Here is a 15,943-nt window from a genome sequence, read left to right as displayed (position 1 = left end):
ATTTTTTCTGCTAGTCAAAGCATGATCACCAAAGTGATGTGTTCTTTGAGACAGCTATTTTTTTGCTTAATCAGCACGCGCGTTTAGCGTGTTGTAACCCGCCCAAATTCGGGTCGCTGTTGTTACCCAACAGAGGGCACCAAACGTCCAAGCAATTTCCGCAAAATAGCTCGGGAAAAGACAAAACAGAACGAAGCACGCAATGGTTTCTGTGCCTTCAGTTAGCCCACCAATGTAATAAAGCGATTTGCTTTTATAAACGGGGTTTTCGATGTTTCGCTTGCTCGCCATGATGGCAAACGCCAGAAAGCTCGAACCTGTTCCCATAAACGAAAAAACAAGAAAAGTAGCGGCGACAGCGTTTTGCTCAGGGTTTGCCAAGGCGAATGCAAACGGGATCATGGAATAAAACAGAAAATCGAGCGTGATATCAAGAAACCCGCCTGCATCGGTAATGCCTTTGCGACGCGCTAGCGCACCATCGAGCCCATCAAATATCCGGTTTAGCACAATAAACAAAAGCCCTAACCAATAGTGCTCCATCGCAATAGCGGGGAGTGCTAGCATGCCGATCAGAAAGCCGGATACGGTAACTTGATTGGCGGTTAGGCCAATCTTGTCAGGCAGCTTGGCGGCTTGTTTGAGAGGCCAGCGAATAAGGGTAATGGCATAACGATCAAGCATGTTTTTGCTCCGGTCGAAGGAAGCCAACGCGATGGGATGATGTAGACGGTGCGTTTTCAGGCGCAACGGGCCAATTCAGCAATGTGCTTTCCATAGGTACATCATCTTCATCGTGCGTGACCATCACTGCCGCGATGTTTCTATTCTTAATTTGTTTAAACACGAAGGCGCGAAACGATTTGCGAAGCGGTTTGTCGAGTTTGCTGAAAGGCTCATCCAGCAGGATAACTTTTGGGTGTGATAGCAGAGTACGCATTAGGCTGATTCGCGCGCGTTGACCGCCGGAAATCTGGTCGGGCGCTTTGAAGGCGATATCTCCCAGTTCGATTTCTTCTAGCGTCGCGAGGGCGCGTTCTTTTTTCTCTGTGGCGCTCATGGTATCAGGTAAACCAAACGCCAAGTTCTGCCACACGCTGAGGTGCGGGAAAAGCAGGTCATCTTGAAACAGAATACCGACGGCGCGCTTTTCCGCGGGCAAAGCCAAAATGCTTTTGTCGTTAACGCGAATATCGCCCTGACAACTGAATTCAGGTGAAAGATGGCCTGCAACGGCGCTGAGTAACGTTGATTTACCGCACCCACTTGGGCCCATGATCGAGAGAATGTCGCCGTTCTCGACGTCAAAAGACATGGCTTGAAGCAATGTGGATTGCTTAGATTTTATAGTCAGGTTTTGTACGGACAAACTCATTGATTGTGTCTCTTGTTTGTTCTTGCTTTGCAAGGCGACGACGAGGGTCGGCGAATCGGCTGGCAGCGAGTGCAAGGCCAAAAAATACGAGTGGCAGAAAAGCTTGAATTAAGCCATAAACCGCACTGATGCGGCGATCTTGTCCACTGGCGAGGCTAACGGCCTCTGTGGTTAAGGTGGTGATACGTCCCGCACCCAAAAGTTGTGTAGGTAAGTATTGCGCGAAACTGACGCTTAAGCCCACAGCCCATGCGAGCAAGATGGCTGGTAATACAATCGGTAATTTGACAGACCACCACGCTCTGGTTGGGCTGTGACCTAAGCTTCTGGCTGTTTGGGTTAATCGCTGATCGAACGACCGCCATGGACCATCTAACGCTAAGTACACATAGGGGAAGGCAAACAGAATGTGTGCCCAAATTGTAGCAGGCACATGCCATTGCCCCGGCAGCATGTAGATCGCGATTTGAATACCAAACAAGATAGACAACTGAGGGATCAACATGGGAATGGCAATGACGAGCTGTGGTAATGATTTATGGTATTTGTCGCGATACTCCAAGCAACCAACCGTAAAGATGAGCGCGACGGTGGCAGAGATTAAACCAAGGATCAGGCTGTTTGCCGCGAGCGCGAATAAGTTCGACGCTTCTTGTTCCCAAAAGCGCGTGCTAAGACGTGTCGGCCAAATTTCCGGAAAGCGCCAGCGCAATGCAAAAGACCACACCAGCAAAATAGGGATCATCAAAAAGGGCAGCACAGCGACAAGCTTGAAAAAATGCTTACCGGGTAGATGAAACGTTTTGCTGCCGCTAAATTGCCAGTTTTGCCAGCCGAAAATCAATATGAACTCTAGCAGCCGATATATAGACAACGTGCCAAAGCACAATATAAACAGCGTAATCGCCCCTGCGGCTGCGCGGGGGAGTTCTAGTAGGTCGGGGTCATTGAACCATTGCCACACCAACACAGCGAACGTAGACGGTGAAGAAGGGCCAAGGATCATAGCAACATCAACCACCGACAAGCCGTAAGCCAACACGGCGTAGATCGGGAAGCGCATTTTGGGTAGCCATTGAGGCAATACCACTTTTAGCCACGCTGCGCTTCGGTTATAGCCTAAGCTTTGCGACGCTGCGAGCAAGCGATCGACCTGCATTTGGCGTAGTACCGACAGGCTCATCAATAGCAGAAACGGAACCTCTTTGATGGCGAGTGCGATGATCAAACCAATGCCATTGCTGTCTTGCACTAATGACCATGTGTAGGGCGTTGTTTCTTGCGTAAACAGTGCGAAGAAACGAAACAACCAACCAGAAGGGGCGAAGGTGAGGGCAAAGCCAATGGCAAAAGCGACGTGGGGCATGGCAAGTAGAGGCGATAGCCATTTTTCAATTCGGCCCCATCCTGATGTCCCCCAGCAACGCTGCAAAATCAGAAAGGTAATGAGTATCGCTAACAAGGTCGCGGTCACGCCAGTAAATAACGTGAGTTGCAGGGCTTTCCCGCTGCCCGGCCAAGCCATCATGGCATGCCAGCCATCAAGATTGGGTTCGGTTAACCCTAAAACGGGAAGATAGCTGGTGGCAGAAAGCAACACGCCACCTAGCCCTGGAATTAAGGGTAAACAACACACTGTCAGCGTCATCAGATACAGCAGACGTAACATGTTTACCCCTTAGCAATTGATAATGTTTGGCACATTGTCGTTACTGACCGTAACGCTCAAGCCATGCTTTTTCTAGCGCGACTTGCCAGCTTGGGTGCGGTTCAGGCTGGGACTTGAACAATGGCTTGCTGCCAACACTGGTTAGCGTAACAACCGCTGGATCGCCCCAGATGTCACTGTTTGCTTTGCGAGACTGTGCTTCTTCACTCATCAAGAAGTTAATCGCAACCAGTGCACCTTCCTTGGCATTGGCATTCCATGGGATACCCATAAAGTGAATGTTTGACAGTGCACCGCTATCAAAGGCAAAGGTTTTTGCCGATGGGGCGAGGGTACCGTTTTTAATCGCCGTTTCTGCTGCATTTGGGTTGAAGGTGATAGCAAGCAGTAATTCTCGATCATCCAGCAACTGCATGGTTTCTGCACTGCCAGCAGGGAATTGTTTTCCGTTACGCCACGCAACAGGGTGAAGTTCGTCTAGGTAGGCCCATAGTGGCGCTGTGATAGCGTCAAAACCCTTTTCATCAACGGGTTGATACAGCGGGGTGCTATCGGTGGCCAGCTCAAGCAAGGCCGCTTTTAGAAAGCTTGTACCATGAAATTGAGGTGGTTTTGGATAGGTGACTTTCCCCGGGTTGGCTTTTGCCAGACTCAGCATTTCGACAAATGAGGTAGGTGGATTCGCCAGCATTTTCTCATCATGGATAAACACGAGCTGCCCAACACCCCAAGGGGCTTCTAAGCCCTCTGTCGGTTCGGTGAAATCTTCTTTTACCGGTAGTGTTTTGTCGACCAGCGTCCAATTAGGGAGTTGCTCAGTAAAGGGGCCAAACAACAAACCGTTGGACTTCATAGATTTGAAGTTTTCACCGTTGATCCAAACCATGTCGACACTGCCGCCTTCGGTTTTACCTGCGGCTTTTTCTGCGACTAAGCGATTGACGGTTTCAGCAATGTCAGACACTTTAACATGCTCAAGTGTGACACCGTAACGCTGCTCAAGCTCATCACCTGCCCATCGCAAATACGCATTAATCTCTTGGCTACCGCCCCATGCGTTGAAGTAAACCGTTTGTCCTTTAGCGTCTTTCTCAATCTGTTCCCAGTTAGATGGGTCAGTGGCAAAGCTGGCCGAGCTAAATGCGAGTGCACATGCAGTGACGATTGATGTGTAGTTCATGGTTATTTATCTTCCTTAATCATTGGTTCAGCGCGGTTGTTTTTAGGCTCATTACGCATCCAAGCGTGGAATTTTTCGACCCATGCTAGCAAACCTTGTGGCGCATTGTTTTGTTTCCATACGCCTGCCGTGTATTTGGTGGCTTCACTCATGGTTGGGTAAGGGTGAACCGTACCAAGGATCTTGTTCAAACCAAGACCATGTCGCATCGCAAGGGTAAATTCTGCGAGCAAGTCGCCAGCATGTGAACCGACAATGGTCGCGCCAAGAATTTTGTCCTTGCCTTTCGGGGTGATCACCTTGATGAAACCGTGATCTTCACCGTCAGCAATGGCGCGATCCAAATCGTCAATGCCGTAGTGGGCAATCTCATAATCAATCCCTTGGGCAATGGCTTCTTTTTCGTTAATACCAACACGTGCCACTTCGGGGGCGGTGTAGGTGGCTGCAGGCATGACCGAGTAATCGGCTTTAAATTTCTTAAAGTCACCGAACAGAGCATTCACTGCGGCATACCATGCTTGGTGACCCGCAGCGTGAGTTAGCTGGAATGGACCTGCAACATCACCCACTGCAAAAATGTTGGGGTAATTGGTTTGCAGATAATCGTTCACCTTGACGGTACCGCGCTCGCTAAGTTCAACGCCAATGTCTTCAAGGCCAAAGCCTTTGGTGTTTGCAACGCGGCCAAGCGCGAGCATGACGTGGTCAAATTCAACCACCACTTCTTCGCCGTTCTTATCAAGATAAGCACGTTGCCTGTCGCCATCTTTCTCAAAGCGGGTCGCTTTGTGCCCAAGAAGAATATTGACACCATCTTCCGTTAGACCTTTAACCACTAACTCTGCAGCGTCCGCGTCTTCACGAATAAGCAGTTGATCAGCCATTTCTACCAAGGTGACGTTCGAGCCGAGGCGAGAGAAGCTTTGTGCCAGCTCCGCACCGATAGGTCCACCGCCGAGTACCAGTAGTTTCTTAGGCAGTTCTTGTAGCTCCCACACATTGTCAGAGGTCAAATAGTTCACCTCTTGTAGGCCTGGGATGCCCGGAACGAGAGGCCGAGCACCCGTTGCGATAACAATGTTTCTTGTGGTCAAGCGTTCGCCGTTTACCTCAACTTCCCACGGTGAAAGAATTTTTGCTTCGCCCTGAATACATTCCACGCCCAGTTTGGAATAACGCTCGACAGAATCATGCGGTTCGATATCAGCGATCACTTGATGCACGCGGCTCATCACTTGCTTGAAATCGACCGTCGGTTCACCCGCATTCACCCCAAACTCATTTGCGCGTTTGATCTCGTGCACCGAATGACCTGCACGAATCAAAGCTTTGGATGGAACACAACCCGTGTTTAAGCAGTCGCCGCCCATTTTGTGTTTTTCAATCAAGGTAACTTTGGCTTTAACTGCTGCGCCGATATAGGTCGTGACCAAACCGCCAGCTCCCGCGCCAATGGCAATCAGGTTGCGGTCAAAGGTGACGGGCTTTTGCCATTTCGCGTACACACGGCGTTTTTGAATAAAGTTCATAATGACCTTTGCAATAATTGGGAATAAACCGAGCAGCACTAACGACAGCAATACACCAGGGGACACAATGCCACTCAATGAATCAATTTGGGCTAGCTGTGTACCTGCGTTGATGTAAACCGCTGTGCCCGGCAACATGCCGATTTGGCTGACAACATAAAATGTCAGAGTGCGGATAGGGGTTAGCCCCATCAGCAGGTTGATAATGAAAAATGGAAAAACAGGAATTAAACGAAGTGTCAGCAAGTAGAAAGGACCATCATTTTTGATGCCTTCGTTAATGGTTGAAAGCTTGCTGCCAAACTTGTTCTGAATAGAATCTTTCAACAAGAAACGGCTCACTAAAAACGCCAGTGTTGCGCCAATCGAACTGGCGAAAGAGACCAGCAGTAGCGCCCACCAAAAACCAAATAAAGCGGCTCCAAGTAACGTAGCGATTGCCGCGCCTGGCAGTGAGAGGGCGGTCATGGTGATGTACACCAAGAAGTAAACCAAACTGGCCGTAAGAAAGTTTTGTGAAATCGTATCTTTCAGTGCTTCATGCTGTGCTTTGGCATTTTCGAGTGTGAATAGCGCACCTAGATCAAAGGCAAACCAAGTCACAAATATGGCTGCTATGACGAAGATAATGCCCAACTTCTTTTTGTTCATCTGAAATCCTTTCTCAATAACGTTGTTTAACACAGCGATTACGTACGTTAACTATGGCAAAAGTTTGCGTCTGGATTCAAAAAGAACGCTTTATCTTTATGAAATGACGCAATTATTTCCCAACTCTGTGACCGAGCATAGCTCTTGCACTCATCGATAACGACCTTCTTGCTGCTTGATGATTTTTCTTGGTGATAGAGACCCGAATGCGATGGGTTTAATTGCATGCATCATTAATTTTTTCGATGTTACAGCGGTATTGTCTCTTTGCGAACAGAACACAGTGTACGGTAACTCAATAAGTAATATGGATTTACTGGGTACATGAATGCACTCGATCTGCCTACATAGGACGAATTTTGTCGAATACGCATCGTGAAGTTGTCCGGGTCTAAACGCTAGCGTTCAAGAATTTCAACACGTTGATAATATTAAAGAAGTGGGGGGCTGGCACTGAAAAGCCAAGTTATCGAGGGGACGCTTTTAAGCTAAAGGGCTAAAGGGCTAAAGGGCTAAAGGGCTAAAGGGCTAAAGGCAATAGGTGGAATACTGAATGGCTAGTAACGCTAATGGAACCATGGCGAGGGTTGTTGCTCCGCCGATGTGGTAGTTACGGTGCCAATAACGCTGTGCGACACTGTTCATCCTCAGGCCCCAGATAATCACTGTTGCGTTAATACTGAAGAAGAAGATCACCAAAATGGTGAGAAAAGAGGGGGCAAACATACCCTTTGCAAGGGCCGCGTAAAACGAGATCGGCAGTAAGAAGCAGAAAAATACTGCCCACTTAAATCGGCGTGGCCACTTACGAAAGTGATCACGAAAAATCCTGTCTATTTGGTCGGGAAACGGCTTGCTGTAATGCATCTCATTGTTGCCATTCATCTATATTCTCTTTTTGGCTTAGCTCAGATTTGGGGTAACTGATAATCAACTGAGTGCATTTTGGCTCATTAATGTGACAAGTGTCACAATAAGAGGTTTGTGAGTGGTTTGAGGCTGTTTAAAAGAGAAACCTCAAAAAAGGTGTATTTTTGTCTCAAAAGTCAACTCGTCCCGCACCAAATAAGCAATGGAACATGATGTACTTTTCGGTTTAGTCGGTATAAAAGCAAGGTTTCATTCAAGGCAATATGAATTTTTGATACTGAATACGGTATGAAGTGCGATTAGTGCTTAATCAGAGAGATAACAACGAAAAGGTAAAAGAGATAGGGGCATAGCAGTTGTAGAACTGCCCAGTCGGAAAATCTAGGGGAAACAGAGCGAATACCGACTGAGCGTTGGGTAATGTGTTTGTTTTAATTACTGACGTAGCGTCTGCAGAAGCTCATCACGGCGTTGAGGAGTAATTACCGACCAATGTTTGCCTTCAATTGCGCCCTCTAACGCCCAAAGTAACTCAAGACTTAGCGAGTCTTGATGCGACTTCTGCAACGCTTGATAGGCTTTCACGGCGCCTTCAGTGTGCAACTGCTCTACAGAATCGATACCTGCTTTTTTTAGCATTCGTTCTGTGGCAAGTCGTAGGTTCGGCAAATCTTTGATACGCGTTGGCGCCGCAGTCTTCTTTTCTTGCTGATCGTCTCTAGCGATGGCGAGGGCGGTGGTGGCATAAGCCATCAACTCGTCAGGTTGCTCCCACCAATTGTCCGGCACAGCATAGTACTTAGTCACGACAGGGAAACCGCGCTTTTTGTAGACGTAAGGCGTCATCGTTAGTTTCTTGAATTCAGCTTCATTCGCTTGACCGGCACGAAGGTGAAGCTGATCGGTGACGACCAGTGCGAACATTGTCTCATCGCAAAATATGCCAAACCCCCCAAACATGGATCGAGATTTGATTTTGCCCAGACATTCGAAGAATTTTAGTGTGTTTTTTAGTGTAGGTTTATCCATGTGACTTATTCTCAATCAATACGTTCCTGGATGAATGGTCAAGGAGCAACGTAGCAAAGCTAATTCAGAGAATTGTCAACCAACCGGAAGAATCCGATATGGAAATGCTAACGTCATCGGTAGCTCCGCTACCACTAACACGAAATTGAATTCAGTGTTGAGAGGCCGGAAGCTTTGCGTCCCACGCTTTCGCGGTGGTTTGCCTTTTTCTTAACGGCGTTTAGATTAACTGAATCGCATCATTTTGTCGTTATTGCTGGTCTCAAAAAATGTGATCTTGGTTCAGATAGGATCCTATTGATGTGGTTGAAAATATTCGGTTGTCTTTGTAATAGAAACATTTTTGACCAAATTGGTCGTTTTCCGACTGGGATAAAGGGTAGCACTAGAAAACTAGACAATTTGGTGTTTAAGAGGTTAGTCGCAAAAATGTGTTTGAAAGTGTCGGAAAACTTGCCAGAAAAGAAAAAGCCCAGATGGTTATTTCCGAGCTTTTTAGTGTTGAGGATTTTAGAGAAATGTTATTCTGAGCGCAGATTTTTCACCGAACTGCGAACAATTAATTCCGGCTGCATCACGAAGATTTGTTGTTGGTTTTCTTTGTTAGCTAAACGCTCCAACAGTAATTTGATCGCCGTCTTGCCCAGTCGATTTTTCGGCTGGTGGATGGTGGTGAGTGGCGGAGAGAAAAATGCGGCTAAATCGATATTGTCATAGCCAATGATGGATATATCATTAGGAATGTCTAAGCCAGCCTGACGAAAGGTACTGATGGCAGCCAGTGCCATAATGTCGTTGAAACAGAACACCGCCGTTGGTCGATCTTCCTGAGCCAAAATCATGTTAGCAGCTTCAACGGCAGAGTCACATTCGAAGTCAGCTTCAACAATCCAATTTGGATTCTCTTCAAGACCTGCTTCTGACAACGCTTTTCTGAAGCCTTCTAGTCGAGTCTGGCAAGTCAGCTTATCTAGTTGGCCTGAAATACAGCCAATTTTAGTGTGGCCGTTATCAATGAAGTGTTTGGTTGCAATGTAGCCGCCCATTTCCGCATTGTCTTGAATGCAGTCTGTATGCACGTGCTGAGTGCCCCAGTCCATCACAACCATTGGCAGATCTTTCTTTTTCTCCAACAGCGTCAAGAGTTCTTCATTCAGGTCTGAACACATCACTAAAAGACCATCAACGCGCTTCTCTGCCAACATGCGCAAGTAGTCGCGTTGTTTCGCAAGGTTACCTTCGGTGTTGCATAAGATCAGCGTGTAACCTTCTCGATAGCAGTATTCTTCAACGCCATGAACCACTTCCGCAAAGAATGGGTTGGTAGATTTGGTCACCAGCATGCCGATAGTGCGTGTTGAATTGCATTTCAAGCTGCGCGCAACGGCACTCGGCGCATAGTTTAAGTCGTCGACTGCGGCCCATACTTTCTTGGTTGTGTTTTCTGCGACAAAACGTGTTTTATTGATCACGTGTGAAACGGTTGTCGTAGATACACCAGCCATGCGTGCGACATCTTTAATTGTTGCCATTGGGTAATCTTCTTATCGTTTTCATTCGCAGCTTGAAAAATAGAGGCTGCTCAATATGTTTACGCCGCTATGCTAAGCGGCGTAATGGATTCGTTTTAAAAAGGTGGAGAGACTGACTCTCAGCCCCTTGTCGTCATGCTTTCTCGACACTGCCAGCAACTTGCTTTCCATCAAGTGTGGTAGTTAGGGGGGGTTACTGTGCGTGGCATTTTGACTAGGTGTTTGCAAAATTACAGAAACGTCTCAATGCCAATCGCTTGCGTTCACAGTTTACTGGCTCATGACCGCGCCCGCAATTAATCAATTGAAGCGACTCGCATAAGCTTGAAGCGTATCAAGCTTGGGAAATAGCAGGTTTTTTCCGGTTTTCGTGCTCAAAAAAGAAAAAACCGGGCTTGCCCGGCTTCATGTTCTCTTTGGGAAACGGGTTTATTCGCCTTTCAGGAATAAAAGATCCAATGTCATAAATGCGGTTAGCAATGCACCAGCGGCTTTATAAAAACCGAATTGATCGAATTGGTTAAGCGCCTTTTGAAAGTTGCCTAGCCAAGGCATCACCATGGTTTCCAAAAATGCTTGTTGTTCTTGCATCATAGCTTCTTGTCGGTCTTCCTCGGTTTCCTTGTTGGCTAACATCACGAGGTTGCCCATGAAATCGAGCACAACCGCTAGATGGTCAAACGGTTCATTGAAATCTTTACGTTGAGCAATGCCGTACTTTTCCATCCATTGACCCATTTCTTGCGCGGGCTTATCGTTCAACAGACCGGTTTCACCGATATAAATAGACGCATAAGGTAATGCGCCTGTTTTGGGCGTGCTGAGGAATAAACCGCAGAAATCAGCCGCTAGCTCGAGCTGCGCATCTTCGCGAAGTTTTAGCGCGGCGAGTGCATTGCGAAAGTCGGCGATCGGCGCTTTTAATTCTTGAGTCATCGCTAACGATGAAAAGTAATTACCCATGTCTGCGCCGTGATAATTATTGAGGTCTTCTTGCGTCAATTCGTTAGCAAATAAAGAAGACATCCACCAGTAAAATTCGGCGCGTTGTTCGTTAATGGCAATAAATTCTTGCATTGTCATCCCGATAGTTAGAGAAACGAAGCGTGTTAGTAAGTGTATCTAACATAGAGTAAAAAAGGGCAGCTAAGCTGCCCTTTTTCTTCACACTGTCTCTTATGCGATATCCATCGCCGGGAACAGTGGGTTTACATCGTCAATTTCGATAGGGCCGCTGAAGCCTGTTACTGCTGGCGCTTCACCCGTGTACTTCTCAATTTCAACCAGCGCGGTATGCGCAGAGGTTGCTTGCGCTAGCTTAGAAGTACCAATGTCTACAGTCAGGACGTTTGGATCGCCGTAAGTACAAAGTGTACCCGGCTTGCCGCCTTCAAGTGGCGCATACCAAGCACCTTCTTCAATACGACATACGCCAGCTTTATAGTCGTCAGTCACGACGGCGCCCGCAAGGACCTGACCACGTTCGTTGAATACACGAACCACATCACCAGAAACAATGCCACGTGCTTTTGCGTCAGCAGAGTTGATGTAGCAAGGCTCACGACCCGCGACAGCGTAAGTGTCACGGAACGAATCTGACGAACACAATTGTGAGTGCAGACGGTAGTTAGGGTGACAGCTTTGCATATGTAGCGGGTAGCTATTTGACTTAGGACCGCCATGGCTACGCTCGACTTTTTCGAACCACATAGGGTGACCCTGACAGTCGTCGTAACCCATGTCTGCGATTGTCTTACAGTAAATCTCGATCAGACCTGATGCTGTGCCCAATGGCTCAAGATCAGGTTCATTACGGAATGCTTGGTGACGAACCCACTCGGTACCTTGAGGGAAGGCAATAAACTGTTCTTCTTCCCAGAATTTAACGAAGTTTGGCATGCGAACGCCAATACCACGGCCTTGCAGGCGTGCACCGTTATAGATCTCTTCGATCCATTCCATTTTGGTTTTGCCACCGGTGAAGGCTTCTTCGCGATCAAAACGGGTGCACAGCTCGCGGAAGATATCGAAATCGTCTTTCGCTTCAAACATTGGCTCTACGATTTGTTTCATCGCAATAATGCCTTTGTTTGAGTGGTTACCGAATGACTCGATGTCGTTACGCTCGTAAGTTGTCGTTGCAGGCAGAACGATATCAGCAAAACGGCAGCTCGCAGTCCACTGATGGTCAATAGACACGTAGGTTTCCAAGTTACGCCATGCCTTGATCATTCGGTTACGATCTTGGTGCTGGTGGAACAGGTTACTACCACAAGAAATGGCCATCTTGATGTGCGGGAATTTGACTTTTTGGCCATTGAAATCAATGGTCTCGCCTGGGTTTTCAAGGCAGTCAACAATGCGCGCAATCGGGATGAAATTAGAGTAACCGTTGTAGCTACCGTTGTGGATAGGTTCAACGCCTGTTACTGAGTTGAAGCCAGACATCAGCGGGCCTGCGGAAGTGACAGTACCAGCATCATTATAGTGCCAGCCGAAGCCGAAACCACCACCAGGTAGACCAATTTGTCCCAGCATTGCCGACACCACGACGATCATCCATGCATATTGCTCACCGTGCTGCATGCGCTGCAAACACCAACCCGCCATGATCTGTGTACGACCACTTGCCATGATACGTGCGAGTTCGCGGATTTCATCAGCTTGAATGCCACAGATTTTCTCTGCCCATTCTGGGGTTTTCGCCACGCCGTCTTTCTCACCCAATAGGTAAGGCAGGAACTTGTCGAAACCTGTGGTGTAGTCAGCCAAGAACTGCTCATCGTGCAGCTTCTCGGTATACAGGGTGTGTGCTATCGCTAACATCAAAGGCACGTCAGTTTGTGGGTTAACCGCAATCTGCTTGCCACCGAAGAATTTGTAAGAAGAGGTTTTCACAGGGTCAACGTGAATAACGTTGATTTCGCCTGCTTTCACTTTGTCAGCCAGTTGCTGGTAGTAACCGTAGACGCTGTGGTCTGGGATCTGCCAGCCAACTTGCAGGTTCTTAACCGGGTCGTTGCCCCAGATCACGATAGTTTTCGCGTTTTCCAGAACGACAGGCCACGATGTTTGCTGCTCGTAAACTTCCATTGCGCCAGCTACGTAAGGCAGAACAACCTGCGCAGAACCCGTTGAGTAGTCACCCATCTTCGCTAAGAAGGTGCCATGCAAGCCAATACCACGGTGCATCATGGTGCCCGCAACGTTCAGTTTACCGACTGATTGCCAGCCAGTATTGCCTGCGTACAGTGCACTTGGGCCATAGGTGTTCTGAACACGCTCAAGCTCGTGATGGAAGAAATCAAGAGCCTGAGACCATGGCACACGAACAAAACGGTTGTCACCGCGTTGTGTCGTGTCAGATTTCCAGCCGTGCTTCAGCCAATCGATACGTACCATTGGGTACTTCACGCGAGAAGGGTTGTAGACCACTTCGCGAACCGCGTTAAGCATTGCGGTTGGGTGTGGGTCGTGTTCAAACGGTACGGTGTCAATCCAGATGCCGTTTTCTACTTTGGCGCGGAAAGCACCCCAGTGAGAACCGTGAATCACCTCGCCAGTGAACGTGGTCTTTACGTCAGTTGCGGCCATCGCTGAGCGCGGCGCCAGCAAGCTTCCGCCGATAACAGCACCTGCACTGGCGGTTAACATGCCAGAGAGAAAACGACGGCGGGTAATGCCTTGTAGTTTTTCAGTCGCCATGTAGGAATCCTTATTCTTTAAAAGTTGGTTGGACAGGTGCCGAAACACCTGTCCATTATTTGTTCTTGATTGCGGACTTGTTCGTGGACAGTCCTTACCGATTAGTGCGCGCCAGCACCGCCGGTGTCGCTACCATGGTTCTGCAGATATTTCAGCAGAGTACGCTCTTCGGTTTTGCTCAAGCGGTAATAAGCGCTCATCGCCTTCAGGCTTGAAATCCAGCCGTTTGCTGTGAAGTGGCCTGGAGCCGGTGCCGCGTGACAAGAGTTACAAGAAGACGAGTACATTTCTGAAGCGTAATCCCAAACAGGTTGAATGCTCTCTAGCATGCCGTCTTTGGTGATGTAGGCATTTACCGCAACTTGTTTCCAAGCAATATTGGTTGCAGCATCAACTTCTTCTGAAATCACGGTTTCAGTGGCTTTTACGTCACCACGTACTGTTGCTTTGAACACACGTTTGCCCATGTACTCGGTCATCACGCGGCCTTTACCGTTGGTTTCAATCCAGCCTTGAATGCGCACTTTCAGCATGTCGCCTTCTTCACCGATCACTTCAACTTCAGAAGCAGGCAGCAGTTGGCCTTCCACTTTGCCATTGGCATCTGCGCCAGCGAATAGGCTCTTCTCCTCCAGCGAGTAAAGTTTTTTCGCGCCAGCGGGGGCAACAGCAGACGCTGCGAGGGTTTCGAATGTTTTGCGGAAACCGCCTGCCATGTTTGGCAGTTCATGGGCAATACCCTTGTGACACTCAACACACGCCATGTTTTCTTTTGCAGCAGGGATCATCTCTTTCATCGCTTTAACCGATTGCTTGCTGTGATCCATTGCGTCGTAAGAGTGACAAGTCGTACAGGTTTTGTAGTTCTCGTCAGCCATGCGATCCCAGACTTTCTGGGCAAGTTCGAGGCGATGCTCTTCAAACTGTTCAGGGGTATCGATTTTGCCAGTGATAAAGTGGTGATATAGATCTGTCACTGCGCCCATTTTACGCATGACTTTACCCGCGAAATCTTTCGGCTGGTGACAGTCAACGCATTCAGCACGAATACCCTTCGCATTGCTGAAGTGGATCGACTGTTTATATTCTTCATAGTTCTGCTGCATGGTGTGACATGACGTACAGAATTCCGTGGTCGAGAACACCTCAAAGGTTTTGTTCATCGTGACCACACCTGCGACCGCAATGACGGCACCGACCAGCACCAGCGCAATGATTGGATACTTGCGACTTGGCTTCATCAGCTTCTGCAATAGCTTTTTCATAAAAATGGATACACCCATAATGTTCTTGTAGTTAGTGATGGGCCATTCCCTGAACCGAGTTGGGAAAGCAAACCCGCGCACTGTAGCTACGTGTTTTTGATGCGTTATTTCGAGTGGGGCATAGTAACGATTGGATGTGAATATGGTTACGCACCAAAATGAATAGCTTCGATCGTGATGTGAAAGATTGTGAACAGCAGGGGTTTGGTTTTAGTAATGTGGGGACTCTGTGCTTCTAAATGTGCTAAACATGCAGAAAATGACAGGTAACTCGCAAAATTTAAAACAAACATGTTGAATTGGTGGTGGATTGAGATTGTAAAAAAATGCATAAACCATGAGGTAAATCAATTTTGGCGTTATTTTTGCTGCTAGAGTGCACGCCTTCGTGACGATTTGTGAACAGGACAGCATTGAGTTATCACATACTGGTCGTAGATGACGAAGTGGTTACCCGCACTATGGTAGGCGGATACTTCGAAAAACAAGGATATAGTGTCAGTCAGGCCACTGACGGCAGGGAAATGCACAAGATTATGAATGAACGGCATGTTGACCTTGTTCTATTGGACATCAACTTACCGGGTGAAGATGGATTAATGCTTACGCGAGATCTTCGTAGCAAATCCGACGTGGGTATCATTTTAGTCACGGCGCGTACCGACAGTATTGATCGCATCGTGGGTTTAGAAATGGGCGCTGATGACTATTGCACCAAGCCGCTGGAACTAAGAGAGCTCCTCGTGAGAGTCAGAAATCTGCTTTGGCGGATATCTCGCTGTCGTACCGCTATTCTCGAAGAGAGTTTACCGCTAGAAAATGATAAAATCGTCAACTTTAACGGCTGGACATTCGACATCGATCGCCGTGCACTTAGCAAAGAAGATGGCGCGGTAAAATTGACCAAGGCTGAGTATGAAATGCTGGTGGCGTTTACCGCCAACCCTAATCGAGTGCTAAGCCGAGAGCGCATATTGAACCTGATTAGTCACCGAGTTGATGCGCCAAATGACAGAACCGTTGATGTGTTGGTTCGCCGTTTAAGAAACAAAATCGAAGTAGAGCCCAAGAAGCCACAGTTGTTTATCACTGTGCATGGTGAAGGTTACATGTTCGCTGGGCGATAAACGCTTCT

General features: G+C 47.9%; 12 protein-coding genes and 1 riboswitch. Of the genes, 1 reads left to right on the top strand and 11 read right to left on the bottom strand.

All coding sequences use genetic code 11. The features are described 5' to 3' along the window. Positions 1-66 precede the first annotated feature (66 nt). The 11 genes from AB8599_RS08250 to torC all read right to left on the bottom strand — a co-directional run bounded on the left by AB8599_RS08250 (position 67) and on the right by torC (position 14,808). Positions 67-684, bottom strand: coding sequence for a CDP-alcohol phosphatidyltransferase family protein (locus AB8599_RS08250; RefSeq protein ID WP_407330426.1), 618 nt, complete (start codon positions 682-684; stop codon positions 67-69). Next, positions 677-1,375, bottom strand: coding sequence for an ATP-binding cassette domain-containing protein (locus tag AB8599_RS08245; RefSeq protein WP_407330425.1), 699 nt, complete (start codon positions 1,373-1,375; stop codon positions 677-679). The genes AB8599_RS08250 and AB8599_RS08245 overlap by 8 nt, the downstream gene beginning before the upstream one ends. After that, the gene (locus AB8599_RS08240) at positions 1,338-3,044 is read right to left on the bottom strand and encodes an ABC transporter permease (protein ID WP_407330424.1); all 1,707 of its coding nucleotides are present in this window, start codon (positions 3,042-3,044) and stop codon (positions 1,338-1,340) included. Before AB8599_RS08240 ends, AB8599_RS08245 begins: the two co-directional genes overlap by 38 nt. A 40-nt stretch (positions 3,045-3,084) precedes the next feature. Continuing rightward, positions 3,085-4,224 carry an ABC transporter substrate-binding protein gene (locus tag AB8599_RS08235; protein ID WP_407330423.1) on the bottom strand — a complete coding sequence of 380 codons (1,140 nt, stop codon included), beginning with the start codon at positions 4,222-4,224 and terminating at the stop codon, positions 3,085-3,087. A gap of 2 nt (positions 4,225-4,226) precedes the next feature. Further along, positions 4,227-6,407, bottom strand: a complete 2,181-nt coding sequence (gene lpdA, locus AB8599_RS08230) for a dihydrolipoyl dehydrogenase (RefSeq protein WP_407330422.1) — start codon at positions 6,405-6,407, stop codon at positions 4,227-4,229. Positions 6,408-6,935: 528 nt separating this feature from the next. Beyond that, positions 6,936-7,292 (bottom strand): hypothetical protein, encoded by a 357-nt coding sequence (locus tag AB8599_RS08225; RefSeq protein ID WP_407330421.1) that lies wholly within the window; start codon positions 7,290-7,292, stop codon positions 6,936-6,938. A gap of 420 nt (positions 7,293-7,712) precedes the next feature. Beyond that, positions 7,713-8,306, bottom strand: coding sequence for a TfoX/Sxy family DNA transformation protein (locus AB8599_RS08220; protein WP_407330420.1), 594 nt, complete (start codon positions 8,304-8,306; stop codon positions 7,713-7,715). Positions 8,307-8,421: 115 nt separating this feature from the next. After that, positions 8,422-8,520: riboswitch (cyclic di-GMP riboswitch) on the bottom strand. A 307-nt stretch (positions 8,521-8,827) separates the two neighbouring features. Continuing rightward, a complete protein-coding gene (gene purR, locus AB8599_RS08215) occupies positions 8,828-9,838 on the bottom strand; it encodes an HTH-type transcriptional repressor PurR (protein ID WP_407330419.1) in 1,011 nt (336 codons plus the stop codon). 429 nt (positions 9,839-10,267) lie between these two features. After that, complete coding sequence (gene torD, locus AB8599_RS08210) at positions 10,268-10,915, bottom strand: molecular chaperone TorD (RefSeq protein ID WP_407330418.1); 648 nt, start codon at positions 10,913-10,915, stop codon at positions 10,268-10,270. Positions 10,916-11,014: 99 nt separating this feature from the next. After that, the gene (torA, locus tag AB8599_RS08205; protein ID WP_407330417.1) at positions 11,015-13,543 is read right to left on the bottom strand and encodes a trimethylamine-N-oxide reductase TorA; all 2,529 of its coding nucleotides are present in this window, start codon (positions 13,541-13,543) and stop codon (positions 11,015-11,017) included. 101 nt (positions 13,544-13,644) lie between these two features. After that, the gene (gene torC / locus AB8599_RS08200; protein ID WP_407330416.1) at positions 13,645-14,808 is read right to left on the bottom strand and encodes a pentaheme c-type cytochrome TorC; all 1,164 of its coding nucleotides are present in this window, start codon (positions 14,806-14,808) and stop codon (positions 13,645-13,647) included. Between the two features lie 413 nt (positions 14,809-15,221). Here torC and torR point away from each other — a divergent pair, with 413 nt between their 5' ends. Next, positions 15,222-15,935: a two-component system response regulator TorR gene (gene torR / locus AB8599_RS08195; RefSeq protein ID WP_407330415.1), complete on the top strand. Its 714-nt coding sequence runs from the start codon at positions 15,222-15,224 to the stop codon at positions 15,933-15,935. Positions 15,936-15,943 lie beyond the last annotated feature (8 nt).

Origin of the sequence: Enterovibrio litoreus, from assembly GCF_045679545.1 — a bacterium.
Classification (GTDB): Bacteria; Pseudomonadota; Gammaproteobacteria; order Enterobacterales; family Vibrionaceae; genus Enterovibrio.
Note: the sequence above shows the minus strand (reverse complement) of the source record. Positions and strands in the feature narration are given on the sequence as shown.